Raw genomic sequence first — 24,646 nt, 5'->3', positions numbered from 1 at the left:
GAGAGAAAATCCCATGAGCCACAGCGATACTATCGTCGCCCAGGCGACGCCTCCCGGACGCGGCGGCGTCGGTATTTTGCGTATCTCCGGCGCGCGCGCCGCCGAGGTGGCGCAGCAGGTGCTCGGCAAACTGCCGAAGGCGCGCTACGCCGACTATCTGCCGTTCAAAGACGCCGACGGCAGCGTACTGGATCAGGGCATCGCGCTGTGGTTCCCTGGCCCGAACTCCTTTACCGGCGAAGATGTGCTGGAGCTACAGGGACACGGCGGCCCGGTGATCCTCGACCTGCTGCTGAAACGCATCGTGGCGCTGCCCGGCGTGCGCATCGCCCAGCCGGGCGAGTTCTCTGAGCGCGCCTTTCTTAATGACAAGCTCGATCTGGCGCAGGCCGAGGCTATCGCCGACCTGATTGACGCCAGCTCCGAGCAGGCGGCACGTTCGGCGGTCAACTCGCTGCAGGGCGCTTTCTCGACCCGCATCAACCAGCTGGTCGAGGCGCTGACTCATCTGCGCATCTACGTCGAAGCGGCCATCGACTTCCCCGATGAAGAGATCGATTTTCTCTCCGACGGCAAAATCGAAGCGCAGCTTGATGAGGTGATTGCCGATCTTGATGGCGTGCGCGCCGAGGCGCGGCAGGGAAGCCTGCTGCGCGAAGGCATGAAGGTGGTGATCGCTGGTCGTCCGAACGCCGGCAAGTCGAGCCTGCTCAATGCGCTGGCCGGGCGCGAAGCGGCGATCGTCACCGATATCGCCGGCACCACGCGCGACGTGCTGCGCGAGCATATTCATATCGACGGCATGCCGCTGCATATCATTGATACCGCCGGGCTGCGCGAAGCCAGCGATGAGGTCGAGCGTATCGGCATCGAGCGCGCCTGGCAGGAGATCGAGCAGGCGGATCGCGTGCTGTTTATGGTTGACGGCACCACCACCGACGCCACGGAAGCGGCGCAGATCTGGCCCGACTTTGTTTCGCGCCTTCCTGCAGCGTTGCCGATTACCGTTGTGCGCAACAAAGCGGACGTTACCGGCGAAACGCTGGGCCTGACGGAAGTAAATCATCACTCACTTATTCGTCTCTCGGCGCGCACCGGCGCGGGCGTGGACGCGCTGCGCGACCACCTGAAGCAGTCGATGGGCTTTTCCGGCAATATGGAAGGCGGCTTCCTGGCGCGCCGCCGCCATCTTCAGGCGCTGGAGTTAGCAGCTACTCACTTACAGCAGGGCAAGGCGCAGCTGCTGGGCGCATGGGCGGGCGAGCTGCTGGCGGAAGAGCTGCGGCTGGCGCAGCAGGCTCTGAGCGAAATCACCGGCGAGTTTACCTCCGACGATTTGCTGGGCAGGATATTCTCCAGCTTCTGTATCGGTAAGTAAGCGCTTAAACGCGCCTTCCCTCCACCACCAGTCGCCGGACATGAGCTAATGTCCGGCGCAGCGCCCGCCACAAACAGTACGAATTTACGCCCCGCTTATTTATGCCTTTCTCATTTGGCGGCGAACCGCTGTTGGAGTATAAACGGTAAGAAACCCATCGTTTTTTCCGGATACGCCTTCAATATGGCAAGCCTCAGGCGGCCGTTTCCGCCCGACAAAGGAGAGTAAAATGCACACACCGCTCGACAATTCCGCACTGGACCAGCTGTTTAACGAAGCCCGCACCTACAGCTACTGGCAGGACAAAGCCATTGACGCTGACGTGCTGGAACAGCTCTATACGCTGACCGCCCTTGGCCCGACCTCGGCCAACTGCTCGCCTGGCCGCTTTGTCTTTGTCACCTCGCAGGAGGGCAAAGAGAAGCTGAAACCGGCGCTCTCATCCGGCAACCTGGAAAAGACCATGACCGCGCCGGTGACGGTGATCGTCGCCCATGACCTGGCGTTTTATGAGCAGCTGCCGCAGCTGTTTCCGCACGCCGATGCGCGCAGCTGGTTTACCGGCAATACGGAGCTGGTGAAAGAGACCGCCTTTCGCAACAGCAGTCTGCAGGCGGGTTATCTGATAATGGCCGCACGTTCGCTCGGGCTGGACGCCGGTCCGATGTCTGGCTTCGATCCATCGAAAATCAATGAGGCGTTTTTCACAGGCAGCAACTGGCAGGTAAATATGTTGATTAACCTCGGTTACGGCAACCATGAAAAACTGCATCCACGCCTGCCGCGCCTGCCTTTTGAACAGGCATGTAAACTTGCCTGACGGCAATCAGCCGCTGTGCCCTTGCGTAGCGGCTTCCTTCTTCCCGCAGCCTGTTATCAGTCAATTCTGAATATGGTGCCATTGTGCTCCATGCCGGATGCAATGTGCTCAGAAAATTCTTACAATGCGCCCTGATGATTAAGTGACCATTTTCACGGAGCGACGGATGGCGGGTCATTTTGTACGTTGGATGGGCGATCGCGGCATTGTGGCCGACGCCATGCGCATGCCGCAGGATGTGATTGATCAGGCGCGACAGCTTCCTGACAAACACCGCGGTCGCTTTCTTATTGCCCGTCTGATGCTGGCGCAGCTGATGATGCGCGTTTACGGCATTACTACTCTTCCAGCCCTCGTTACCCAGTCCAATGGCCGCCCGGCCTTTGCCGATCGTGATTTACCCGATTTTAGTATCGCCTATGCCGGAAATATGGTCGGCGTGCTGCTGGCGGAAGAAGGCGGACGCGCCGGGCTGGATATGGAGATCGTACGCGCCCACAGCCGACAGACGCAGGAGCAGCTGATGCAGTCGCTTACGTCAGGCGAACGCACCTGGATTAATGCGCAGCAGGACTTTATGGAAGCGGTGACGCAAATCTGGACGCTGCGCCAGAGCATTCTCAAGCTGACCGGCGAAGGCAGCGACAATATGGCCTCGCTGCGGTTGCAGCCTGCCGCTGGTCGCCTCCGCTCGACGATTTACCCCGATATTCAAGCGGTGTGCGATGCGGAGCCGACGCTGGTATGGTCATGCGCTCTGTCGCCCGCGACCCAGCGTCTGCATTTATGGGAAATTGATGCCTCGCAACAGTGGCACGCGCTGCGCGACGTAGAGATGAGTAAACCCAATATCGGGCCGCGCACGCTGCGTCTGACCAGCTCGCCGCTGGAACGCAGCGCCCATCCTGAGATGTAAAAAAGGCCGCGTAAGCGGCCTGGGACTAACCTGCCCGAACTTCGTCGGTGCCACGCGCTATTAAAACGCGTGGATCGAAAGCTTAAGAATAATACTGAATATATTATCAACGCGCGCGGTGAAACCGACTAAATATAAACCGCTTTAGCGCGTTGACGCCCTTTCTGAAATTATTCCGATAATGACGTCGCAGACGCTTTGTAAGTTATTAATCTGTAAGTTGTTAAGATTTTATTATGCTTTAAGCTTAATTTCTGACTTGTCATTATTAAGCCCAGTCTGGAAAATTATAAACGCGCGTTATTTTAGCGCTTAAATTACATAGCAACGCATAATTAAGGCGTCACTCTGCACAGGCTGCGGAGAGGAAGCCTGTTATCTGGACAGGGAAAAATATATGAAGCGTATAGCGTGGGTTGATAATCTGAGGGGTATTGGCGTACTTGTTGTTATTCTGTTGCACTGCGTTATTGCGGTAAACGGTAATGTGGGGCATTTTTCACCACTGATTAAGATACTGGATCCTTTGCTGATCCCTGTTTTCCTCGGCCTGGTCTTTTTTGTCTCCGGACTCTTTGTCGATGCGGGATTGCGCAAGGGATTAGGACCATTCATCCATAATAAAGCGCAGACGATTCTTTATCCTTTTGTGGTGTGGGTGGCCATCTATGGCGGATTAAAAATTCTGTTCAGCTCTATGGCTAATAATCCACAGTCGCCGCTGCATGTGCTGGCGATGCATTTAAGCGGCGGCGGCGATATTACCTGGTTTTTACATTCGCTCTTTTTCTTTTTTATCGCCATTATCGTGGTTCGCCAGCTGCCCTTTTGGCTAGTTATTCCAGCCTGTCTGCTGGCGGGTTACCTGCTGCCGCCGCTTGATGCCAACGGCATGTTTGCCAGCTTTGATAATACGCACCTCAACAAATCCATTAATCTGTTTATTTTCTTCTATCTGGGCGATCAGGTCGTGCGTAACCAGTTTGATATTGCTAAGCGAAGTGAAAATATCCTGCTGGTGCTCGCGTCGCTGGCAAGCGTTATTCTGTTTGAGTGCCTGACGCTGATGACGGCTCAGCCGCCCTCGCACACGCTGCTGGCGGCGCTGGCACTGCTCTCAGTGCCGCTGTTTGTCTGGATTTCCCTGAAGCTGAATTCACGTGTCGTGCACTATGTGGGCGTTAACTCTATCGTCTTTTATCTGTCGCATTACCTGGTGATCCAGCTGTTCAGCAAACTCTTTAAGCTGCATACCGATTCGCTCTGGCTGCAGGATTTACTGTTTGTGCTGGCCTTTGCGGCGGCGATGATTTTGCCGTGGAGTCTTTGTCTGCTGCGCCAGCGCGGCTGGTTCAACTTTCTGTTTACCCTGCGCTCATCGCCGCGGGTAAAGCAGGCGAAGACCGCCTGAGAAGGCGCGGAACCTCTGAGCAGAGGTTCCGCGAAGGGTTTATTAACCGGCGTGGGGGTTAATGCGCGTCGATAAAGGCGATTTTCAACACAAACAGCAGCGCCACAACCACCACGCAGGGGCTGATCTCGCGCCAGCGGCCAGTGCCCAGCTTCATCACGCAGTAGGCGATAAAGCCTAACGCAATACCTTCGGTAATTGAGAAGCTGAACGGCATCATCGCCGCAGTCACAAAAGCCGGTACAGCTTCAGTCAAATCGTCCCAGCGCACGCGCGACAGGCTGGCGGTCATCAGTACGCCGACATAAATCAGCGCGCCTGCGGCCGCATAGCCCGGCACCATCGCCGCCAGCGGCGAGAGGAACATCACCAGCAGAAAAAGCACGCCGGTCACCACCGCCATCAGGCCGGTGCGACCGCCAGTCGCCACGCCGGACGAACTTTCGATGTAAGCGGTCACTGACGAGGTACCCGCCAGCGCGCCGGTTACTGAACTGAAGCTGTCAACGAACAATGCCTGCTTCATGCGCGGAAACGTGCCTTTCTCATCGGTGAGGCCCGCTTTATCGGTTACGCCAATCAGGGTGCCGGAGGAGTCAAACAGGTTGACCAGCATAAAGGAGAAAATCACGCCCGCCATGCCGATATTGAACGCGCCTTTAATGTCCGCCTGCCCTAATACGCTGCCGATTGCAGGCGGCGCAGAGAAGAGGCCGACATATTTCACATCGCCCAGCGCCCAGCCGATTGCCGTGGTAATCACCATCGAGATCAGCACCGCCGCATGGATATTGCGCGACGCCAGAATCGCAATAATAAAGAAGCCGAGCGCGCCGAGCAGGACGCTGTGCGAGGTCAGGTTACCCACGGCGGCGATGGTATCGGGATTCGCCACGATAATACCGGCGTTTTTCAGCCCCATCATGGCGATGAAAAGGCCGATGCCCGCGGTAATGCCGACGCGCAGGCCCAGCGGGATATTGGCGATCATCCAGTAGCGCACGCGCAGCAGCGTCAGGATCAGCAGGCCCAGCGCGCCCCAGAAAATCGCGCCCATGCCGACCTGCCACGAGTAGCCCATCGCGCCGACCACCACAAAGGCGAAAAAGGCGTTCAAGCCCATCGCCGGTGCCAGCGCCACCGGCAGGTTGGCGACCAGCCCCATCAGAATACTGCCGAAGGCGGCGATCAGGCAGGTAGTGACGAATACCGCCTGGGTATTCATGCCCGCCACGCCAAGAATCTGTGGATTTACAAAGACGATGTAGACCATCGTCAGGAAAGTGGTAACACCGGCGATAATCTCGGTGCGCACCGTAGTGCCATGTTCCTGCAGCCTGAAAACGCGCTGCAAAAGGCCTTGTTTACTCATGCCAGGATCCTGATGAAAAGAACTCGGCGCGTATCCTGACCGCTTTGCCGCGGCAATACAATGATTTTTCGCAACCGTTTCCGGGATCGCAATCTGCGGCGATTAGGTTAAAGTGTGTGCTCTCCCGAAATCAGAAGGATAGCGACAGATGTCAGTAGAGTGTGTGTTTTTTGACTGCGACGGCACCCTGGTAGACAGCGAATTGCTCTGTACCCAGGCTTACGTCAACACCTTCGCCCGCTACGGAATTAGCTGCTCACTGCAGGAGATGTTCGAAAAATATAAAGGCGTCCAGCTCTACGACATTATCCGCGACGTGGCCGAAACACATCACGTCTCGCTGCCGCAGGCGGCGTTTGAAACCGATTACCGCGCCGAAGTGGCGCGCCTGTTCGACGAATCCCTGACGCCGATCCCCGGCGCAAAAGCGCTGGTGGAGAAAATCACCGTACCGATGTGCGTCGTCTCTAACGGTACGGTAAAGAAGATGCAACACTCGCTGGGACTGACCGGTATGCTGCCCTGGTTTAACCAGCGCCTCTTCAGCGGCTACGATATCTCGCGCTGGAAGCCCGATCCCGGACTGATGTATCACGCCGCCGAACAGATGCAGGTGCCTGTCGAGCGCTGCATACTGGTTGATGATTCAGAAGCGGGCGCCCGCGCTGGCATTGCGGCAGGCATTCCGGTGTTTTACTACTGCGCAGACGCGCATAATCCTGACATCGATCACCCGCTGGTGACGCGCTTTACTGAGATGTCAGAACTGCCCGCGCTGTGGCAGGCGCGCGGCTGGCAGTTAACGGACTGACGGTGGTTGCGCGGCTGGCTTCCTTATTCAACCAATCGCGCCCAGCGAATCGTCGTTACCCTGCTTTTTCGGCAGCAAAAAGAGCGTCGCGAAGATATCCAGCAGGTAAATTAGCGCCAGCAGCGTAATCGCCGCGACAAAGGAGATCTTCGCCGCCAGCAGCCCGATCACCAGCGGGCCGAAACCGCCGACGCCGCGTCCGAGGTTGAATAAGACATTCTGCGCTGTGGCGCGCGCCTGCGGTGGAAAGGTGTCGGAGATCAGCGCGCCGTAGCCGCCAATCATACCGTTGACGAACATGCCCATTAGCGCACCGGTGAACAACATCACGGTGGGATCGCGCAGCTGCGCGTAGATCACCACCATCGCTACCGCGCCGAACTGATAGAGCAGGAAAATTTTCCAGCGCGCGAAGCGGTCCGCCAGCACGCCAAACAGCCAGATGCCGAAAGTCATGCCAACTACGGTGACCGCCGTCCATAAACCCGACTTCGTCAGGCTGAAGCCGAAGTTAGCGGAAAGATAGCTCGGCATCCAGATCATCAGTCCGTAATAGCCGAAGTTCTGCACCGAGGTCAGGATAAAGATGCCAAGGCTCGCTTTCGCCGTGGCGCGATCCTGCACCAGCATTTTCAGACGCGCGACGAAAGAGAGCGAAGGCGTCTGCTTTACCTGACGGGTAAAGGCTTCCGGTTCGCCCATGCTGCGCCGCAGCACAAACGAGAGCAGCGCGGGCAGCAGGCCGACCAGAAACATGCCGCGCCAGCCGATCACGCCAAGCAGCGGCGGGGTAATAAAGGCCGCCAGCAGCACGCCAAGCTGCCAGCCGATGCCGACCCACGCCGAGGCGCGGTTGCGCTTTTCCGCGGGCCAGGCTTCCGCAATCAGCGCCATACCGATGCCAAACTCGCCGCCCAGCCCCATGCCCGCCAGCGTACGGTACGCCAGCAGATCCCAGTAGCCCTGCGCCACCGCGCACAGGCCGGTAAAAAGCGAGAACATCAGGATGGTGACGGTGAGAATCCGGATACGGCCGAAACGATCGCTGAGCTGGCCGAACAGAATGCCGCCCACTACCGCGCCGATCAGCGTCCAGGTGACCAGCGAGCCAGCCTGCGACGGATCCAGCGCCAGCGACAGGCTAATGGCCGGCAGCATAAATCCCAGAATCAATAGATCGAAGCCATCCATAGCGTAACCGCTGACGACGGCCAGCATCGCTTTCGCAGGCGTCACGCTCTGCTTATTGCCAGAAAGAGACATGAGTCAGCACCTTAATGAAGAAAAAGTGCGCCAAGTATATAGAGGAAACGGTTGCGTGTGACAGAAAAGGAGCAGGCTGTGCGCCAGACGGCGCACAGCAGAGAGCAATCAGGAAGGTTTGTTGGAGCCGTCGTCGCCGGAGAGCAACTCGTCCAGCTTATCACCGCCAACGTGGCGGAAATCCTGTCCCTTAACGAAATAGAAGATGATTTCGCAGATGTTCTGACAGCGGTCGCCGATGCGCTCGATGGCGCGGGCGCAGAATAGCGCGGTCAATACGCTCGGGATGGTGCGCGGATCTTCCATCATGTAGGTCATCAGCTGACGCACAATGCCTTCGTACTCTTTATCTACCTTTTTATCTTCACGGTAGATTTGAATCGCTTCGGTAAGATCCATGCGCGCAAAGGCGTCCAGCACGTCGTGCAGCATCTCGACGGTATGACGGCCCAGCGACTCCAGGCTGACCAGCAGCGGCATATGCTGCTGACCGAATTTTTCCAGCGCGGTGCGGCTGATTTTTTCCGCCACGTCGCCGATGCGCTCCAGCTCTGAGATGGTTTTGATGATCGCCATGACCAGACGCAAATCGCTGGCGGTGGGCTGGCGCTTGGCGATGATGCGCACGCAGGCTTCATCAATCTCCACTTCCATCATATTGACCTTCTGGTCGCCGTCGATTACGCGCTGCGCCAGTTCGCCGTCAAGATTGTGCATCGCGGTGATGGCGTCGGTAAGCTGTTGCTCCACCATGCCGCCCATGATCATCACCTGCGTGCGAATATGTTCCAGCTCCGCATTGAACTGACCGGAGATATGCTTGTTCAGATTAAGGTTATCCATGGTTATCTCCTGAAAATCAGCCGTAGCGGCCGGTAATATAATCTTCGGTCTGTTTCTGCGCCGGTTTGGTGAACAGCCTGTCCGTATCGCTGAATTCAATTAACTCGCCCAGATACATAAAGGCAGTGTGGTCAGAACAGCGTGCCGCCTGCTGCATATTATGCGTCACGATAACCACGGTGTAGTCCTGCTTCAGCTCGGTGATCAGCTCTTCAATACGGCCGGTAGAGATCGGGTCGAGCGCTGAGCAGGGCTCGTCCAGCAGCAGCACTTCCGGGCGAATCGCAATGCCACGCGCGATGCACAGGCGCTGCTGCTGACCGCCAGAGAGACTGTAACCGCTCTGATGCAGCTTGTCTTTGGTTTCATTCCAGAGCGCGGCTTTGCTCAGCGCCCACTGAACGCGCTCGTCCATATCGGCGCGCGACAGCTTTTCAAACAGGCGTACGCCAAAGGCGATATTGTCATAAATCGACATCGGGAAGGGCGTTGGTTTCTGGAACACCATGCCGACGCGCGCGCGCAGCAGGGCGATATCCTGGCTGGAGGCCAGAATATTGTCGCCATCCAGCAGAATGTCACCTTCGGCGCGCTGCTCAGGATAGAGCGAGTACATTTTGTTAAAGGTGCGCAGCAGGGTCGATTTGCCGCAGCCAGACGGACCGATAAACGCGGTGACCTGGTTCTTGGCGATGTCCAGGTTGATGTTCTTCAGCGCGTGGAATTTGCCGTAATAGAAGTTCAGGTTACGCACCTGAATTTTACCGCTGTTGGAAGTCGCGATACTCATTGCTCGTCTCTCTTAAACGGCGCCGCGCCAGGCAGCGCCGAAGGTTATCCGTGTTTGCTCTTGGTGAAGACCACGCGCGCCAGAATGTTCAGCAGCAGCACGCAGAGCGTGATAATCAGCACGCCCGCCCAGGCCAGGCTCTGCCACTCGGCAAAGGGGCTCATCGCGAACTTAAAGATGGTCACCGGCAGGTTCGCCAGCGGCTGCATCATGTCGGTGGACCAGAACTGGTTCGACAACGCGGTAAACAGCAGCGGCGCGGTTTCGCCCGCGATACGCGCAATCGCCAGCAGCACGCCGGTCAGGATGCCCGATACCGATGCCTTCAGCGTAATCGCGGAAATCATCTTCCATTTCGGCGTGCCCAGCGCGTATGCCGCTTCACGCATGCTGTCCGGCACCAGTCGCAGCATGTTTTCGGTGGTGCGGATAACAATCGGGATCTGCAGCAGCGCCAGCGCGATAACGCCCGCCCAGCCGGAGAAGTGGTGCATCTGCGCCACCACGATGGTGTAAACGAACAGGCCGACTACGATCGACGGCGCCGAGAGCAGAATATCGTTAATAAAGCGGATCACTTCCGCCAGCGCCGACTTGCGCCCATATTCCGCCAGGTAGACGCCTGCCAGAATACCCAGCGGCGTGCCAATCACCGTCGACCAGAGGATCAGCAGGCCGCTGCCCGCCAGGGCGTTGGCCAGACCGCCGCCGGCGGTATTGGGCGGCGGCGTCGATTCGGTGAACAGCGACCAGCTCAGCCCGTCAACGCCGCGCGTCACGGTAGTGAACAGGATCCACACCAGCCAGAACAGGCCAAAGGCCATGGTCAGCAGCGACAGCGCCAGCGCAATCTTGTTTTTGGTGCTGCGCCAGGCCTGCATCTTACGGCGCGAGGCGTCCAGTTCGGCGCGTGCCTGCAGTTCAATCGTCGTCATGAGCGCGCTCCTTCACTTTTCGCGAGGCGCAGGATCATCAGTTTGGAAATCGCCAGCACGATAAAGGTAATAACAAACAGGATCAGCCCCAGCTCCATCAGCGCGGCAACATGCACGCCCGACTCCGCTTCGGCGAACTCATTCGCCAGCGCAGAGGTGATGCTGTTGCCCGGCATAAACAGCGAGGCGCTGTCGAGCTGGTAGGTGTTGCCGATAATAAAGGTGACCGCCATGGTTTCACCCAGGGCGCGTCCCAGCCCCAGCATCACGCCGCCGATCACGCCGTTTTTAGTGAACGGCAGCACGATGCGCCAGATCACTTCCCAGGTGGTGCAGCCGATACCGTAGGCGGACTCTTTCATCATTACCGGCGTCTGCTCGAACACGTCGCGCATCACCGAGGCGATGTAAGGAATAATCATGATCGCCAGAATAACGCCCGCCGCCAGGATGCCGATGCCGAAGGCCGGGCCGGAAAAAAGCGCGCCGACGAACGGAATATTCGACATCACCTCACCGACCGGCGTCTGAAAATATTCGGCGAACAGCGGCGCGAAGATAAACAGGCCCCACATGCCGTAAACGATGCTGGGGATCGCCGCCAGCAGCTCAATAGCGGTGCCGAGCGGACGCCGCAGCCAGCCAGGCGACAGCTCCGTCAGAAACAGCGCGATGCCGAAGCTCACCGGCACAGCAATAATCAACGCAATCAGCGAGGTCACGAGGGTGCCGTAAATCGGCACCAGCGCGCCAAAGTCTTCATTTGGCGCATCCCAGGTTTTGTTCCACAGGAAGGAGAAACCAAATTTCTGGATGCTTGGCCAGGAGGAGAAAATCAGGGAGACGATAATGCCGCCCAACAGCAACAGGACAATCAGCGCCGCCAGCTTAACCAGCGCGCCGAAAATCATGTCACCTTGCTTACCGGGGGCTTTGAATGCCGGCTTCGTTGCAGCCATAGAAGTCTCATTCTTCAGAGGTTGTCAGGGCGGCACAAGGCCGCCCTTAGATCTGGCCGGACGCGTGTCCGGCCGGGGTTGTTCGCTTACTGGTACAGCGCTTTGCCAGAACTGTCTTTGATGTTGGCTTTCCATGCAGCGCGGATCTGCTGGGTTACGCTGTCCGGCAGGGTAGCGTAGTCCAGGCTGTTCGCAGTTTTGCTGCCGTTTTTGTAAGCCCAGTCAAAGAACTTCAGCACTTCGCTGCCTTTCTCGGCATTCGCCTGATCTTTATAAACCAGGATGAAGGTGGTGGAAGTGATCGGCCACGCATCGTTACCTTTCTGGAAGGTCAGATCCTGAGCAAAAGATTTGCTCCAGTCCGCGCCTTTCGCTGCGTTAGAGAAGCTGGTTTCGCTTGGCGCGACCGGCTTGCCGTCGGCATCAACCAGTTTGGTGTAGGTCAGGTTGTTCTGCTTGGCATAGGCGTATTCCACATAGCCGATAGAGCCAGGCAGACGCTGAACGAACGCGGCGACGCCGTCGTTGCCTTTGCCACCCAGACCAGCCGGCCAGTTAACGGTGTTGCCTTTGCCGATTTTGCTGTTCCATTCTTCGTTCACTTTCGCCAGGTAGCTGGTGAAAACGAAAGAGGTGCCGGAACCATCCGCGCGGCGAACCACGTTGATGTTGGTATCTGGCAGTTTCACGCCCGGGTTCAGCTTAGTGATCGCCGAATCGTTCCACTTTTTGATTTTACCCAGGTAGATGTCGCCGACTGTTTTACCGTCGAGAGTCAGTTCGCCCGACTTCACACCCGGAATATTAACAGCCAGCACAACGCCGCCAATAACGGTCGGGAACTGAAACAGGCCGTTTTTCTGCAGGTCTTCATCTTTCATCGGCGCATCTGACGCGCCAAAATCCACGGTTTTAGCGATGATCTGCTTGACGCCGCCGGATGAACCAATGCCCTGGTAGTTGATTTTGCTACCGGTGGCTTGCTGATATTCTGCTGCCCACTTGGCATAAACCGGCGCCGGGAAAGTACCGCCCGCGCCCGTCAGATCGGTGGCTGCAAAGGCAGAAACCGTACTTACGGCGAGAGTGGCGGTAAGGATTCGGGCTACGGTGCTACGCATCAGTGTCATGTTCCCTCCAGGGGAGTTAATCTCAGGCTCAAAGCCGTTGTAGTTGGAGTCAGTGATTGCTGCAGGAGGGAAAATAGGACAGTTTGATGACAGTGAAATGTAGGAAATATTACAGTTATATGACAGGCCGCAAAAAGCAAAGGGGCCCGTTTCCGGGCCCGCTTTTTACTCGACGGTAACTGACTTCGCCAGGTTTCGCGGCTGATCCACGTCGGTGCCTTTGATCAGCGCGACGTGATAAGAGAGCAGCTGCAGCGGAACGGTGTAGAAGATGGGCGCAATCACCTCTTCCACATGCGGCAGAGAGATAATCTTCATGCCGTCGCTGTCGCTGAAGCCGGCGTCCTGATCGGCGAACACGTACAGCAGACCGCCGCGCGCGCGCACCTCTTCAATATTGGACTTCAGTTTTTCCAGCAGCTCGTTATTCGGCGCCACGACGATAACCGGCATATCGGCATCAATCAGCGCCAGCGGGCCATGCTTCAGCTCGCCAGCGGCGTAGGCTTCCGCGTGGATATAGGAGATCTCTTTCAGCTTGAGCGCGCCTTCCATAGCGATCGGATATTGATCGCCGCGTCCCAGAAACAGCGCGTGATGCTTGTCGGAGAAATCTTCCGCCAGCAGTTCAATACACTTGTCCTGCGCCAGCATCTGTTCGATACGGCTCGGCAGTGCCTGCAGGCCGTGAACGATATCATGCTCGACCTCAGCCGACATGCCGCGCAGACGTCCCAGCTTCGCCACCAGCATCAGCAATACGGTAAGCTGCGTGGTAAAGGCTTTGGTCGATGCGACGCCGATTTCAGTGCCCGCTTTGGTCATCAGCGCCAGATCCGACTCACGCACCAGCGAAGAGCCCGCGACGTTGCAGATAGCCAGCGAACCGAGGTAGCCCAGCTCTTTGCTAAGGCGCAACGCCGCCAGCGTATCGGCGGTTTCGCCAGACTGCGACAGGGTAATCAGCAGGCTGTTTTTCCGCACAGCGGATTTGCGGTAGCGGAATTCAGAGGCGATCTCGACGTCACAAGGGATGTTCGCCAGCGACTCGAACCAGTAGCGCGCCACCATACCGGAATTGTAGGAGGTGCCGCAGGCGATGATCTGAATATGCTCGACCTGACTCAGCAGGGTTTCGGCATGCGGCCCAAGCTCGCTGAGATCGACTTCGCCATGGCTGAAACGACCGGTTAAGGTGTTTTTAATCGCCATCGGCTGTTCGTAGATCTCTTTCTGCATATAGTGGCGATAAACGCCTTTATCACCCGCGTCGTACTGGACGCTGGATTCGATCTCGGCGCGATTCACCGGGTTACCAGCGCTATCGACGATGGTCACCTCGCGGCGGCTCACTTCGGCGATATCACCCTCTTCCAGATAGATAAAGCGACGCGTCACCGGCAACAGCGCCAACTGATCGGAGGCGATAAAGTTTTCGCCGACGCCGAGGCCAATCACCAGCGGGCTGCCCGAACGCGCGGCCACCAGCAGCGACGGATCGCGGCTGTCCATGATCACCATGCCATAGGCACCGCGCAGCTGCGGGATAACGCGCAGCACCACTTCGCGCAGCGTTCCGCCCTGTTTCTGCTCCCAGTGCACCAGATGCGCTACCACTTCCGTGTCGGTCTCGGACGTGAAGCGATAACCGCGCGCGATAAGCGCTTCACGCAGCGGCTCATGGTTTTCGATAATGCCGTTGTGCACCACGATAATCTGCTCAGAGACATGCGGATGCGCGTTAGCTTCCGACGGCTCGCCATGCGTTGCCCAGCGCGTATGCGCGATGCCGGTGCCGCCGATCAGCGGCTGCTGCTCTGCAGCCTCCGCCAGCATCTGCACTTTGCCGACGCGACGCAGGCGCGTTACGTGACCCTGACGATCAACGACGGCCAGACCGGCCGAATCATACCCGCGATACTCCAGGCGACGCAGACCTTCCAGCAGGATCTCTGCGATATCGCGCTGCGCTACTGCACCTACAATTCCACACATAAATGTTATTCCTGACCTGATGGCTTTAAACCATCTTTCGTTGTCATACGACCTGATAACCGGCTGTGCCGGGCTCCCCGAGCCTTGTAGAGAGTGGGGATTATTATTGTGTTACTGCTGCGGCCAGCATATGGCTGGCCGCTAAAAAATCACTTCTTCTTCACCGGACGCTGCCAGTGCGCTTTGCTGTTCTGCTCTTTACGGTTGTAAACCAGCGATGCCTCGGTGACATCTTTCATAATGGTGGTGCCCGCCGCGATAGTCGCGCCTGCCGCCACGCTGACCGGTGCCACCAGCTGGGTATCGGAACCGACAAAGACGTTGTCGCCGATAATGGTTTTTGATTTGTTGGCGCCGTCGTAGTTGCAGGTAATGGTGCCCGCGCCGATATTGACGTTCGCGCCGATCTCCGCGTCGCCGAGGTAGCTCAGATGGCCAGCCTTGGAGCCTTTGCCCAGCGTCGCCTTTTTCATTTCAACGAAATTGCCGACGTGCGCGGCCTGCGCCAGCTCGCTGCCGGGACGCAGACGCGCGAACGGTCCAACGGTGCAGTCGGCGGCGAGGTTCGCATCCTCGATCACCGTATAGGGGCTGATTTCGCAGTCGTCGCCAATCACGCTGTTTTTAATGACGCAGCCTGCGCCGATTTTCACGCGGTCGCCCAGCGTGACTTCGCCTTCGATGACGACATTAATATCGATCTCGACGTCACGGCCGTGGTTCAACACGCCGCGCAGGTCGAAGCGTGCCGGATCGCGCAGCATAACGCCCGCCAGCAGCAGCTTCTCCGCCTGTTCGCTCTGATAAACCCGCTCCAGCGTCGCCAGCTGCAAACGGTTGTTGACGCCATCGGTTTCGCTGGCGCGCGCCGGATGCACCGCATTAATCTGGCGACCTTCCTGGTGCGCCAGCGCGATGATATCGGTGATGTAATATTCGCCCTGCGCGTTGTTATTGGTGAGCTGCGCCAGCCAGCGTTTCAGATCGCCGCCGTTGGCGACCAGAATGCCGGTATTGATTTCCGTGATTTTCAGCTGCTCCGGGCTGGCGTCTTTCTGTTCAATAATGCCGACGATAGCGCCATTTTCACGCACGATGCGTCCGTAACCGCTGGGGTTATCCAGCACCACCGTCAGCAGGCCGATGCCGCCCTGGGGCTTGGCATCGCGCAGACGCCGTAGCGTCTCCTGAGAGATAAGCGGCACGTCGCCGTAGAGCATCAGGATATCTTCGTCGTCAGCGAATGCGGGGGCAGCCTGCTGCATCGCGTGTCCGGTGCCCAGCTGTTCCGCCTGCAAAACCCAGTTGAGCGACGGCTCCGTCAGCGTGGCTTTCAGCCGGTCGCCGCCGTGGCCGTAAACCAGATGAATATGCTGCGCGCCGAGGCCGGTGGCGGCGTCGATCACGTGCTGAACCATGGGCTTCCCTGCAAGCGTATGCAGAACTTTGGGCAGATCGGAATACATACGGGTTCCCTTGCCGGCAGCAAGGATCACCACGCTCATTGCGCTGTTAGACATAACCATCCTGACAGAATTTTTGACATGCGAAAGTTAAACGGTTGCTCCTGAGATTACTACATTTTTCTCAGGTCGAAATTAGGCGCGCTCTGCTATCGGCGCGCGGGCAAAAAAAATGCCAGCCCGAAGGGCTGGCATTTCGTGACGCATAAAGCCTGATTACATCGCTTTTTTGGTCAGCTCGATCACGCGCAGTTTAGCAATGGCTTTCGCCAGCTCTGCAGAGGCCTGAGCGTAGTCCACGTCGCCGTGGCTGCTGTTCATATGCTCTTCTGCTTTGCGTTTCGCTTCCAGCGCACGCGCTTCGTCCAGGTCGGTACCGCGGATAGCGGTATCGGCCAGAACGGTGGTGCTGCCCGGCTGCACTTCCAGCACGCCGCCAGAGAGGTAAATAAATTCCTCTTCGCCGTGCTGCTTCACGATACGGATCATTCCAGGCTTGATGGCAGTCAGCAGCGGCGCGTGGCCAGGGAAAATACCCAGCTCACCTTCGCTACCTGACACCTGAATTTTCTGCACCAGGCCAGAGAACAGCTGTTTCTCTGCGCTGACGACGTCCAGGTGATAAGTCATAGCCATTTCTGTCCTCCCGGGAAACCGTTATTACAGTTTCTTCGCTTTTTCCACGGCTTCTTCGATAGCGCCGACCATGTAGAAAGCCTGCTCTGGCAGATGGTCGAACTCGCCGTCCATAATGCCTTTAAAGCCACGGATAGTGTCTTTCAGCGTAACGTATTTACCCGGAGAACCGGTGAAGACTTCCGCTACGAAGAACGGCTGAGACAGGAAGCGCTGAATCTTACGCGCGCGTGCCACCAGCAGTTTGTCGTCTTCAGACAGCTCGTCCATACCGAGGATGGCGATGATGTCTTTCAGTTCCTGGTAACGCTGCAGCAGAGACTGCACGCCGCGCGCAACGTCGTAGTGCTCCTGGCCAACAACCAGCGGATCCAGCTGACGGCTGGTGGAGTCCAGCGGGTCAACGGCCGGGTAGATACCCAGAGACGCGATCTGACGGCTCAGAGTAACGGTTGAGTCCAGGTGGGCGAAGGTGGTCGCCGGAGACGGGTCAGTCAGGTCATCCGCAGGAACGTAAACGGCCTGTACGGAGGTGATTGAACCGGTCTTGGTGGAGGTAATACGCTCCTGCAGCACACCCATCTCTTCAGCCAGGGTCGGCTGATAGCCTACCGCTGACGGCATACGGCCCAGCAGTGCGGAAACTTCCGTACCGGCTAGGGTATAACGATAGATGTTGTCGATGAACAGCAGAACGTCGCGGCCTTCGTCACGGAATTTTTCCGCCATGGTCAGACCGGTCAGTGCAACGCGCAGACGGTTGCCCGGCGGCTCGTTCATCTGACCATACACCAGCGCAACTTTGTCGATTACGTTGGAGTCGGTCATTTCATGATAGAAGTCATTACCTTCACGAGTACGCTCGCCCACGCCGGCAAATACCGAATAACCTGAGTGCTCAGCCGCGATGTTACGGATCAGCTCCATCATGTTTACGGTTTTACCTACGCCCGCGCCGCCGAACAGGCCGACTTTACCGCCCTTGGCGAACGGACACATCAGGTCGATAACCTTGATGCCGGTTTCCAGCAGTTCCTGCGAGTTAGACTGGTCTTCATAAGAAGGTGCCGCGCGGTGAATAGAGGAGATCTCTACTGCACTGCCGTCTTCTTCTTTGATGTCGCCTTTCATGTCGATCGGCTCGCCCAGCACGTTCATGATACGGCCGAGGGTGGCTTTACCCACCGGAACCTGGATCGGTTTTTTCAGGTCAGCAACTTCCAGACCGCGCTTCAGGCCGTCAGAAGAGCCCATGGCGATGGTACGCACCACGCCGCCGCCCAGCTGCTGCTGAACTTCCAGCACCAGACGAGCATCACCATTCTTAACCTCAAGGGCGTTGTACACTTGCGGTACCGCGTCCTGAGGGAATTCGACGTCAACTACGGCGCCGATAATCTGGACAATCTTTCCAGCTGCCATCTTGAATCCTCTACCTAATTCTTACCTGGTTAAACCGCGGAGGCTCCCGAGACGATCTCGGTGAGTTCCTGGGTGATGCTGGCCTGACGAGCTTTGTTGTATACCAACTGCAGCTCTTTGATCAGATTTCCGCCGTTATCGGTTGCGGCTTTCATCGCCACCATACGTGCGGCCTGCTCACTGGCCAGGTTTTCCACCACACCCTGATAAACCTGCGATTCGACATAACGACGCAGCAGGGTATCCAGCAGCGCTTTCGGATCGGGCTCGTACAGGTAATCCCAGGTCTTCGCCTTCATATCTTCTTCACCTTCCGCTGGCGGTAACGGCAGCAGTTGGGTAATGGTCGGAGTCTGAGACATGGTGTTATTGAATTTGTTGCTGACGACATAGAGCTTGTCGATACGCCCTTCGTCGTAAGCCTGCAACATCACTTTTACCGGGCCGATCAGTTCGGACAGGGCAGGTTTATCGCCCATGCCGGTGACCTGAGCCACGACGTTGCCGCCTACGGAACCGAAGAACGCCAGACCTTTGGAACCGATGATCGCCAGATCGCTCTGCGCGCCTTTATCGGACCAGGCCTTCATATCTGCCAGCAATTTTTTGAACAGGTTAATGTTCAAACCACCACAAAGCCCGCGGTCAGTCGAAACGACCAGGTAGCCGACGCGCTTAACGTCGCGCTCTTCCAGGTAAGGGTGCTTGTATTCCAGATTCCCTAACGCAAGGTGACCGATCACTTTGCGCATAGTCTCTGCATACGGACGGCTGGCCGCCATGCGTTCCTGCGTTTTACGCATTTTGGAGGCGGCGACCATTTCCATCGCTTTGGTGATCTTCTGCGTGTTTTTCACGCTTCCAATCTTGTTACGTATCTCTTTTGCGCCGGCCATTAGCTTCTCCTCAAAGCCTTGCGGCCTGTCTTTTCAGACAAGCCGCCAGACATTACCAGGACTGGGTTGCTTTAAACGTATCGAGCAGGCCTTTCAGCTTCGCTTCGATGTCGTTGTTGTAGTTACCAGTTTGGTTGATTTCCTGCATCAGCTCGGCGTGGTCGCGATCCGCGAACGCCAGCAGCGCAGCTTCGAAGCTCAGGATCTTCGCCAGTTCAACGTCGTTCAGGTAGCCGCGCTCGGCAGCAAACAGCACCAGACCCTGTTGCGCGACAGACATCGGCGCATACTGTTTCTGTTTCAGCAGCTCGGTCACTTTCTGACCGTGGCTCAGCTGTTTGCGGGTTGCGTCGTCCAGATCGGAAGCGAACTGCGAGAACGCAGCCAGTTCACGATACTGCGCCAGCGCGGTACGGATGCCGCCGGACAGTTTCTTAATGATCTTGGTCTGAGCAGCACCACCTACGCGCGATACGGAGATACCCGGGTTAACCGCCGGACGAATACCGGAGTTAAACAGGTTCGATTCCAGGAAGATCTGACCATCGGTAATCGAGATTACGTTGGTCGGAACGAACGCGGAAACGTCGCCCGCCTGGGTTTCGATAATCGGCAGCGCGGTCAGTGAACCGGTTTTACCTTTAACTTCGCCGTTGGTGAAACGCTCAACGTAGTCAGCGCTTACGCGTGACGCACGCTCCAGCAGACGGGAGTGGAGATAGAACACGTCGCCCGGGAATGCTTCACGGCCCGGCGGACGGCGCAGCAGCAGAGAGATCTGACGGTAAGCGACAGCCTGTTTAGACAGGTCATCGTATACGATCAGCGCATCTTCACCGCGGTCGCGGAAGTATTCGCCCATGGCGCAGCCGGAGTAGGGCGCCAGGTACTGCAGTGCAGCAGATTCAGACGCAGAAGCCACGACCACGATGGTGTTCGCCAGCGCGCCGTGTTCTTCCAGCTTACGCACCACGTTAGCGATGGTAGAAGCTTTCTGACCAATTGCGACGTAGACGCATTTGATGCCGGAATCGCGCTGGTTAATGATAGCGTCGATCGCCAGCGCGGTTTTACCGGTCTGACGGTCGCCGATGATCAGCTCACGCTGGCCACGACCGATTGGAATCATCGCATCGACAGATTTGTAACCGGTCTGAACCGGCTCGTCGACTGACTGACGGTCGATAACGCCCGGTGCGATCACTTCAACCGGCGAGAAGCCGTCGTTGTCGATCGCGCCTTTGCCGTCGATTGGCGCACCCAGGGTGTTCACCACGCGGCCCAGCAGGCCACGACCGACCGGCACTTCCAGAATACGGCCAGTACACTTAACCTTCATGCCTTCGGCGAGGTCAGCATACGGACCCATTACCACGGCGCCGACAGAGTCGCGCTCGAGGTTCAGGGCGATAGCGTAACGGTTGCCCGGCAGGGCGATCATCTCACCCTGCATTACATCGGCCAGGCCGTGTACGCGGATGATACCGTCGCTAACAGAGACGATTGTACCTTCGTTGTGAGCTTCGCTCACGACATTGAACTGAGCAATGCGCTGCTTGATCAGTTCGCTGATTTCGGTGGAATTCAGTTGCATATGCTCCAGTCCCCTTAAGACTGCAAGGCGTCTGCCAGACGCTCAAGACGGCCGCGCACGCTGCCATCAATCACCAGATCACCCGCACGGATGATCACGCCTGCCATGACAGACTTATCAATTTTGCAATTCAGCTTAACTTTGCGTGACAGACGTTTTTCCATCGCGGCGCTGATTTTGGTCAGCTGGCTGTCACTCAGCGTACTGGCGGAAATCACATCAACTTCCGCCGTCGCCTCATAGGCGTCGCGCAGTTGAATGAACTGCTCCAGTACAGCCGGAAGCGCGGTCAAACGTCCGTTCTCAGCCATTACCTTAATCAGGTTCTGACCGTGTTCATCTAATTGATCGCCGCAGACGGCAATGAAAGAAGCCGATAACGCTTCCGGCGCCAGCGCGCCGGAGAGAAGATCGGCCATTTGCTCATTGCGTGCTACGGTCGCGGCAAACGCCAGCATATCCTGCCAGCGTTCAATACTTTGATGCTCAACAGCAAAGTCAAAAGCTGCTTTGGCGTAGGGGCGAGCTACAGTAATCAGTTCAGACATCAGCCCCTCCCTCCTTACAGTTCAGCGACCAGTTTATCAACGATGTCGCTGTTAGCAGCTTCATCCACGGAACGTTCGATGATCTTCTCGGCGCCAGCCATTGCCAGCAACGCGACTTGCTTACGCAGCTCTTCGCGGGCACGTTTACGCTCGGCGTCGATCTCTGCCTGCGCTTGCGCCACGATGCGGTTACGTTCGTTCTCAGCTTCAGTTTTCGCTTCGTCCAGAATCTGAGTACGGCGTTTGTTCGCCTGCTCGATAATGACCTGAGCTTCTTCCTTCGCTTTCTTCAGCTGGTCGGTCGCATTAGCCTGCGCGAGATCCAAATCTTTCTTCGCGCGTTCAGCAGAAGCAAGGCCTTCAGCAATTTCTTTCTGGCGCTTTTCGATGGCAGCCATAATCGGCGGCCATACGTACTTCATGCAGAACGCGACAAACAGGATGAACGCGATGGCCTGGCCGAGGATTGTTGCGTTAATGTTCACAGCACAATGCCTCTAAGTAAGTGAGTAACTTATCTGCCGTTATCTCAACGATAAGCGGCAGAACCGTTCATTCATGGCGTTCAATGCCCTGAATGAACAAACAGCGACAGGCTTTAGGCGACAGCAAACATCACATAGAGACCCAGACCAACAGCGATCATCGGGATTGCATCCACCAGACCCATTACAACAAAGAACTGCGTACGCAGCAGAGGGATCAGATCCGGCTGGCGCGCGGCGCCTTCCAGGAATTTACCTCCGAGGATGCCGATACCGATCGCAGCACCGATTGCCGCCAGGCCCATCATCACAGCGGCAGCCATGTACAGCAGATCCATATTCAGGTTTTCCATGACAGTCTCCAGTTTGTTTCAGTTAAACGCTTAGTGTTGAGAAAAAAATCAATGTTCTTCAGATGCCATCGACAGATAGACAATCGTGAGGACCATGAAAATGAAAGCCTGCAACGAGATGATCAGGATGTGGAAAATGGCCCACGGCACATTCAGCACCCACTGCGACCACCACGGCAACAGACCGGCAATAAGGATAAAGATCAGCTCACCCGCATACATGTTGCCGAACAGTCGCAGACCGAGTGAAACCGGTTTGGACAGCAGGCTAACACCTTCAAGGATCAGGTTGATGGGGATGAAGATCGGGTGATTAAAAGGCTGCAGCGTCAGCTCTTTCGCGAAGCCGCCTACACCTTTCATTTTGATGCTGTAGAACAGAATCAAAATAAAGACGCCCAACGCCATAGACAGCGTGATGTTCACGTCTGCGGACGGCACGACGCGCAGCGCCGGCAGGCCCAGCCAGTGCTCGCCGATATACGGCAGCAGGTCGATAGGCAGCAGATCCATGAAGTTCATCAAAAAGACCCAGACGAAAATCGTCAGAGCCAGCGGGGCGATAAGTTTGCTTTTACCGTGGTACATGTCGCGCACGTTGCCATCAACGAAGCCGACAACCAGTTCGATAGCAGCCTGCATCTTCCCTGGCACGCCGCTGGTGACGCTTTTCGCCACTTTGCGGAACAACACCAGGAAGATGAATCCCAGCACCAGAGAGAAAAACATAGAATCGATATTTAATACCCAGAACGTCGCGGGAGCGTCGTGAGCATTCACTAACTCGAAGGTACGCAGGTCCAACTGAAGGTGCGTCAGATGGTGACCGATGTACTCTTGCGGAGTTTGAGTTTCTCCTGCAGCCATGATGCCTTTTACCCTTTGTTGTTAATTACCGCCGGTGCCAACATCTGAACCACCAGCACCGATAACCAGGTTATCCCAAGCGGCCAGAAAACCGCCCTGAAAACACCCAACGCCACAATGAGCAACACGATGGTTGCGATGACTTTGCCGATTTCGCCGAGGGCGAAACTCCACGCAACCCGTCCGGAAGCCGGGGATTGCCCTTGCAGGCGCCAGGCTAAAAACATGAACAACACGTTTGGCAGCCAGGCTGCCGCTCCGCCAGCAAACGCAGAGACGCCCCAGGTGACATCTTTCAGGGCAAAGAGAGCGCCGATGATGACAACAGTCACCAGCTGGATTGCCAGCACGGTTCGGGCGAATTTTACACTGTAAAGAGACACTGACATGGCGCGGTTACTCTCCTGCCCCATAAGGGGTATGTCGCGTGTCGTATAAGACTGCCTTTACTCACTCGAGTCAAGCAGCAAAAGCCGTGCAAATTATACGGGCCGCACTTGCGATTTCAATCCGTAAGTAGCCAAAAGGTGAACAATTATTTAAATTTCTTTCCGAACGGCTATTTTTCCAAAGATTGGCAGGCGAAATTATGTGCCTGCGTAGCGGTAATTCGGCTTGAGCCTTGCTTTTAAAGCGTGCTTTAGATCACATTCCAAACACTGTTCCGCTATTCAAATTTGCTGACAAACAGTAGCGACGCCTATTAAATCGCTCATAATCTTTTGTAAATCAGAAACCTACTATTTTTCTCGCTTCGGGCTGGCGGTATTTTCGATAAAAACAGCGCATTGACAACCCAGAGTGAGGTAAAAACGTTAAATTGATATTACGTACGCGGAGTTATTACCCTGATATATTTTCCCGCGTGATTATCTGCACTCTTTACACAACAGCCTGAAGTGATCTTCGTGATAAATAAATGTGAATTAATCGTTAAATGTAACAGAGATTTTCGGATAATTTCCGCCAGCGCTGTTAACGTTATTTCGCAGCCGTCACGATTAAAATTGAGCCGCGCTGCGAAATCAACTGCCTGTTTTTTGAACAGCGAATTCACTAAGGCAAACGCACGGGAATGCCTTAATCCCTTCACCTTTTAGGGCTATTCGCGTGCGATAACCACCAGATGACGTTCGCCATCCAGTTCGGGCACCTTAAGCGCTTCCACAGAGACGAGACGGAAACCGGCTGGCAGACTGGCGATCTCCTCGTCGGGACGTACGCCTTTCAGCGCATAAAAGTGTCCCTGCGCGGAAGGCAGATGGTGGCACCAGTTCACCATATCTTGCAGCGAAGCGAATGCGCGGCTGATAACGCCGTCAAACGGCGGCTCGGACGGAAACTCCTCTACCCTGCTCTGCACCGGCGTAATGTTAGTTAATCCCAGTTCATGCTGCACCTGGCGCAGAAAGCGCACGCGCTTGCCCAGGCTGTCGAGTAGCGTAAAGTGCGCCTGCGGCAGCACGATAGCGAGCGGAACGCCAGGCAGGCCCGGTCCGGTGCCGACATCAATAAAGCGTTCGCCCTGCAGATGAGGGGCCACCACGATACTGTCGAGAATGTGGCGCACCAGCATCTGCTGCGGATCGCGCACCGACGTCAGATTGTAGGCTTTGTTCCACTTGTCCAGCAGGCCGACATAGGCAACCAGCTGCTCTTTTTGTTGATCGGAGAGGGAAATACCGGCTGCCTTAAGCAGCGAAGTGAGTTTTGTGATCACAGCATAAGTCCAGTCAGCGGGGGCGAGTAGCCTCGCCCC

General features: G+C 56.6%; 24 protein-coding genes. 5 read left to right on the top strand and 19 right to left on the bottom strand.

Annotation, left to right across the window (positions count from 1 at the left end):
* Window positions 1-13 precede the first annotated feature (13 nt).
* The 4 genes from mnmE to MHZ89_RS19380 all read left to right on the top strand — a co-directional run bounded on the left by mnmE (window position 14) and on the right by MHZ89_RS19380 (window position 4,525).
* Window positions 14-1,378: a tRNA uridine-5-carboxymethylaminomethyl(34) synthesis GTPase MnmE gene (gene mnmE, locus MHZ89_RS19395; protein WP_311784326.1), complete on the top strand. Its 1,365-nt coding sequence runs from the start codon at window positions 14-16 to the stop codon at window positions 1,376-1,378.
* A 229-nt stretch (window positions 1,379-1,607) separates the two neighbouring features.
* Window positions 1,608-2,198, top strand: coding sequence for a malonic semialdehyde reductase (locus tag MHZ89_RS19390; protein WP_311784325.1), 591 nt, complete (start codon window positions 1,608-1,610; stop codon window positions 2,196-2,198).
* 166 nt (window positions 2,199-2,364) lie between these two features.
* Window positions 2,365-3,114: a 4'-phosphopantetheinyl transferase superfamily protein gene (locus MHZ89_RS19385; protein ID WP_269949688.1), complete on the top strand. Its 750-nt coding sequence runs from the start codon at window positions 2,365-2,367 to the stop codon at window positions 3,112-3,114.
* 397 nt (window positions 3,115-3,511) lie between these two features.
* A complete protein-coding gene (locus MHZ89_RS19380) occupies window positions 3,512-4,525 on the top strand; it encodes an acyltransferase family protein (protein WP_311784324.1) in 1,014 nt (337 codons plus the stop codon).
* Window positions 4,526-4,583: 58 nt separating this feature from the next.
* Here the strand turns inward: MHZ89_RS19380 and MHZ89_RS19375 are convergent, their stop codons facing one another.
* Entirely contained in the window at window positions 4,584-5,897 is a 1,314-nt protein-coding gene (locus MHZ89_RS19375) for an NCS2 family permease (RefSeq protein ID WP_311784323.1), read from the bottom strand.
* 148 nt (window positions 5,898-6,045) lie between these two features.
* Here MHZ89_RS19375 and yieH point away from each other — a divergent pair, with 148 nt between their 5' ends.
* Window positions 6,046-6,708, top strand: coding sequence for a 6-phosphogluconate phosphatase (yieH, locus tag MHZ89_RS19370; protein ID WP_311784322.1), 663 nt, complete (start codon window positions 6,046-6,048; stop codon window positions 6,706-6,708).
* A gap of 27 nt (window positions 6,709-6,735) precedes the next feature.
* On the opposite strand, the gene MHZ89_RS19365 is transcribed toward yieH, so the two are convergent.
* The 18 genes from MHZ89_RS19365 to rsmG form a co-directional block, all read right to left on the bottom strand.
* Window positions 6,736-7,971 (bottom strand): MFS transporter, encoded by a 1,236-nt coding sequence (locus tag MHZ89_RS19365; RefSeq protein WP_311784321.1) that lies wholly within the window; start codon window positions 7,969-7,971, stop codon window positions 6,736-6,738.
* A gap of 108 nt (window positions 7,972-8,079) precedes the next feature.
* Window positions 8,080-8,814, bottom strand: coding sequence for a phosphate signaling complex protein PhoU (gene phoU, locus MHZ89_RS19360; RefSeq protein WP_033755423.1), 735 nt, complete (start codon window positions 8,812-8,814; stop codon window positions 8,080-8,082).
* Window positions 8,815-8,830: 16 nt separating this feature from the next.
* Window positions 8,831-9,604, bottom strand: coding sequence for a phosphate ABC transporter ATP-binding protein PstB (gene pstB / locus MHZ89_RS19355; RefSeq protein ID WP_120457711.1), 774 nt, complete (start codon window positions 9,602-9,604; stop codon window positions 8,831-8,833).
* A 44-nt stretch (window positions 9,605-9,648) separates the two neighbouring features.
* Entirely contained in the window at window positions 9,649-10,539 is an 891-nt protein-coding gene (gene pstA / locus MHZ89_RS19350) for a phosphate ABC transporter permease PstA (protein WP_311784320.1), read from the bottom strand.
* A complete protein-coding gene (gene pstC, locus MHZ89_RS19345; RefSeq protein ID WP_311784319.1) occupies window positions 10,536-11,498 on the bottom strand; it encodes a phosphate ABC transporter permease PstC in 963 nt (320 codons plus the stop codon). Before pstC ends, pstA begins: the two co-directional genes overlap by 4 nt.
* An 86-nt stretch (window positions 11,499-11,584) precedes the next feature.
* Complete coding sequence (gene pstS, locus MHZ89_RS19340; RefSeq protein ID WP_120457705.1) at window positions 11,585-12,628, bottom strand: phosphate ABC transporter substrate-binding protein PstS; 1,044 nt, start codon at window positions 12,626-12,628, stop codon at window positions 11,585-11,587.
* Between the two features lie 165 nt (window positions 12,629-12,793).
* Window positions 12,794-14,623 (bottom strand): glutamine--fructose-6-phosphate transaminase (isomerizing), encoded by a 1,830-nt coding sequence (gene glmS, locus MHZ89_RS19335; protein WP_311784318.1) that lies wholly within the window; start codon window positions 14,621-14,623, stop codon window positions 12,794-12,796.
* A gap of 149 nt (window positions 14,624-14,772) precedes the next feature.
* Entirely contained in the window at window positions 14,773-16,143 is a 1,371-nt protein-coding gene (gene glmU / locus MHZ89_RS19330; RefSeq protein ID WP_311784317.1) for a bifunctional UDP-N-acetylglucosamine diphosphorylase/glucosamine-1-phosphate N-acetyltransferase GlmU, read from the bottom strand.
* 159 nt (window positions 16,144-16,302) lie between these two features.
* Window positions 16,303-16,722 carry a F0F1 ATP synthase subunit epsilon gene (locus MHZ89_RS19325; protein WP_033755408.1) on the bottom strand — a complete coding sequence of 140 codons (420 nt, stop codon included), beginning with the start codon at window positions 16,720-16,722 and terminating at the stop codon, window positions 16,303-16,305.
* A gap of 24 nt (window positions 16,723-16,746) precedes the next feature.
* Complete coding sequence (atpD, locus tag MHZ89_RS19320; protein WP_311784316.1) at window positions 16,747-18,144, bottom strand: F0F1 ATP synthase subunit beta; 1,398 nt, start codon at window positions 18,142-18,144, stop codon at window positions 16,747-16,749.
* Window positions 18,145-18,173: 29 nt separating this feature from the next.
* Window positions 18,174-19,040: a F0F1 ATP synthase subunit gamma gene (atpG, locus tag MHZ89_RS19315; RefSeq protein ID WP_311784315.1), complete on the bottom strand. Its 867-nt coding sequence runs from the start codon at window positions 19,038-19,040 to the stop codon at window positions 18,174-18,176.
* A gap of 52 nt (window positions 19,041-19,092) precedes the next feature.
* Window positions 19,093-20,634 (bottom strand): F0F1 ATP synthase subunit alpha, encoded by a 1,542-nt coding sequence (gene atpA / locus MHZ89_RS19310; protein WP_311784314.1) that lies wholly within the window; start codon window positions 20,632-20,634, stop codon window positions 19,093-19,095.
* A 14-nt stretch (window positions 20,635-20,648) separates the two neighbouring features.
* Window positions 20,649-21,182 (bottom strand): F0F1 ATP synthase subunit delta, encoded by a 534-nt coding sequence (gene atpH, locus MHZ89_RS19305; RefSeq protein ID WP_120457693.1) that lies wholly within the window; start codon window positions 21,180-21,182, stop codon window positions 20,649-20,651.
* Between the two features lie 14 nt (window positions 21,183-21,196).
* Window positions 21,197-21,667 (bottom strand): F0F1 ATP synthase subunit B, encoded by a 471-nt coding sequence (gene atpF, locus MHZ89_RS19300; RefSeq protein WP_081140530.1) that lies wholly within the window; start codon window positions 21,665-21,667, stop codon window positions 21,197-21,199.
* 113 nt (window positions 21,668-21,780) lie between these two features.
* On the bottom strand, window positions 21,781-22,020 hold the full coding sequence (atpE, locus tag MHZ89_RS19295; RefSeq protein ID WP_003849523.1) for a F0F1 ATP synthase subunit C: 240 nt from the start codon (window positions 22,018-22,020) through the stop codon (window positions 21,781-21,783).
* 48 nt (window positions 22,021-22,068) lie between these two features.
* Window positions 22,069-22,887 carry a F0F1 ATP synthase subunit A gene (gene atpB, locus MHZ89_RS19290; protein WP_311784313.1) on the bottom strand — a complete coding sequence of 273 codons (819 nt, stop codon included), beginning with the start codon at window positions 22,885-22,887 and terminating at the stop codon, window positions 22,069-22,071.
* A gap of 8 nt (window positions 22,888-22,895) precedes the next feature.
* Window positions 22,896-23,276: a F0F1 ATP synthase subunit I gene (atpI, locus tag MHZ89_RS19285; RefSeq protein WP_311784312.1), complete on the bottom strand. Its 381-nt coding sequence runs from the start codon at window positions 23,274-23,276 to the stop codon at window positions 22,896-22,898.
* 713 nt (window positions 23,277-23,989) lie between these two features.
* Window positions 23,990-24,607 (bottom strand): 16S rRNA (guanine(527)-N(7))-methyltransferase RsmG, encoded by a 618-nt coding sequence (gene rsmG / locus MHZ89_RS19280; RefSeq protein WP_311784311.1) that lies wholly within the window; start codon window positions 24,605-24,607, stop codon window positions 23,990-23,992.
* Between the last annotated feature and the right edge of the window lie 39 nt (window positions 24,608-24,646).

Source organism: Pantoea sp. ACRSB, assembly GCF_022346905.1.
GTDB classification, from domain to species: Bacteria; Pseudomonadota; Gammaproteobacteria; order Enterobacterales; family Enterobacteriaceae; genus Pantoea; species Pantoea piersonii.
The sequence above is the reverse complement of the archived record's forward strand: the minus strand, read 5'-3'. Positions and strand labels throughout refer to the sequence as shown.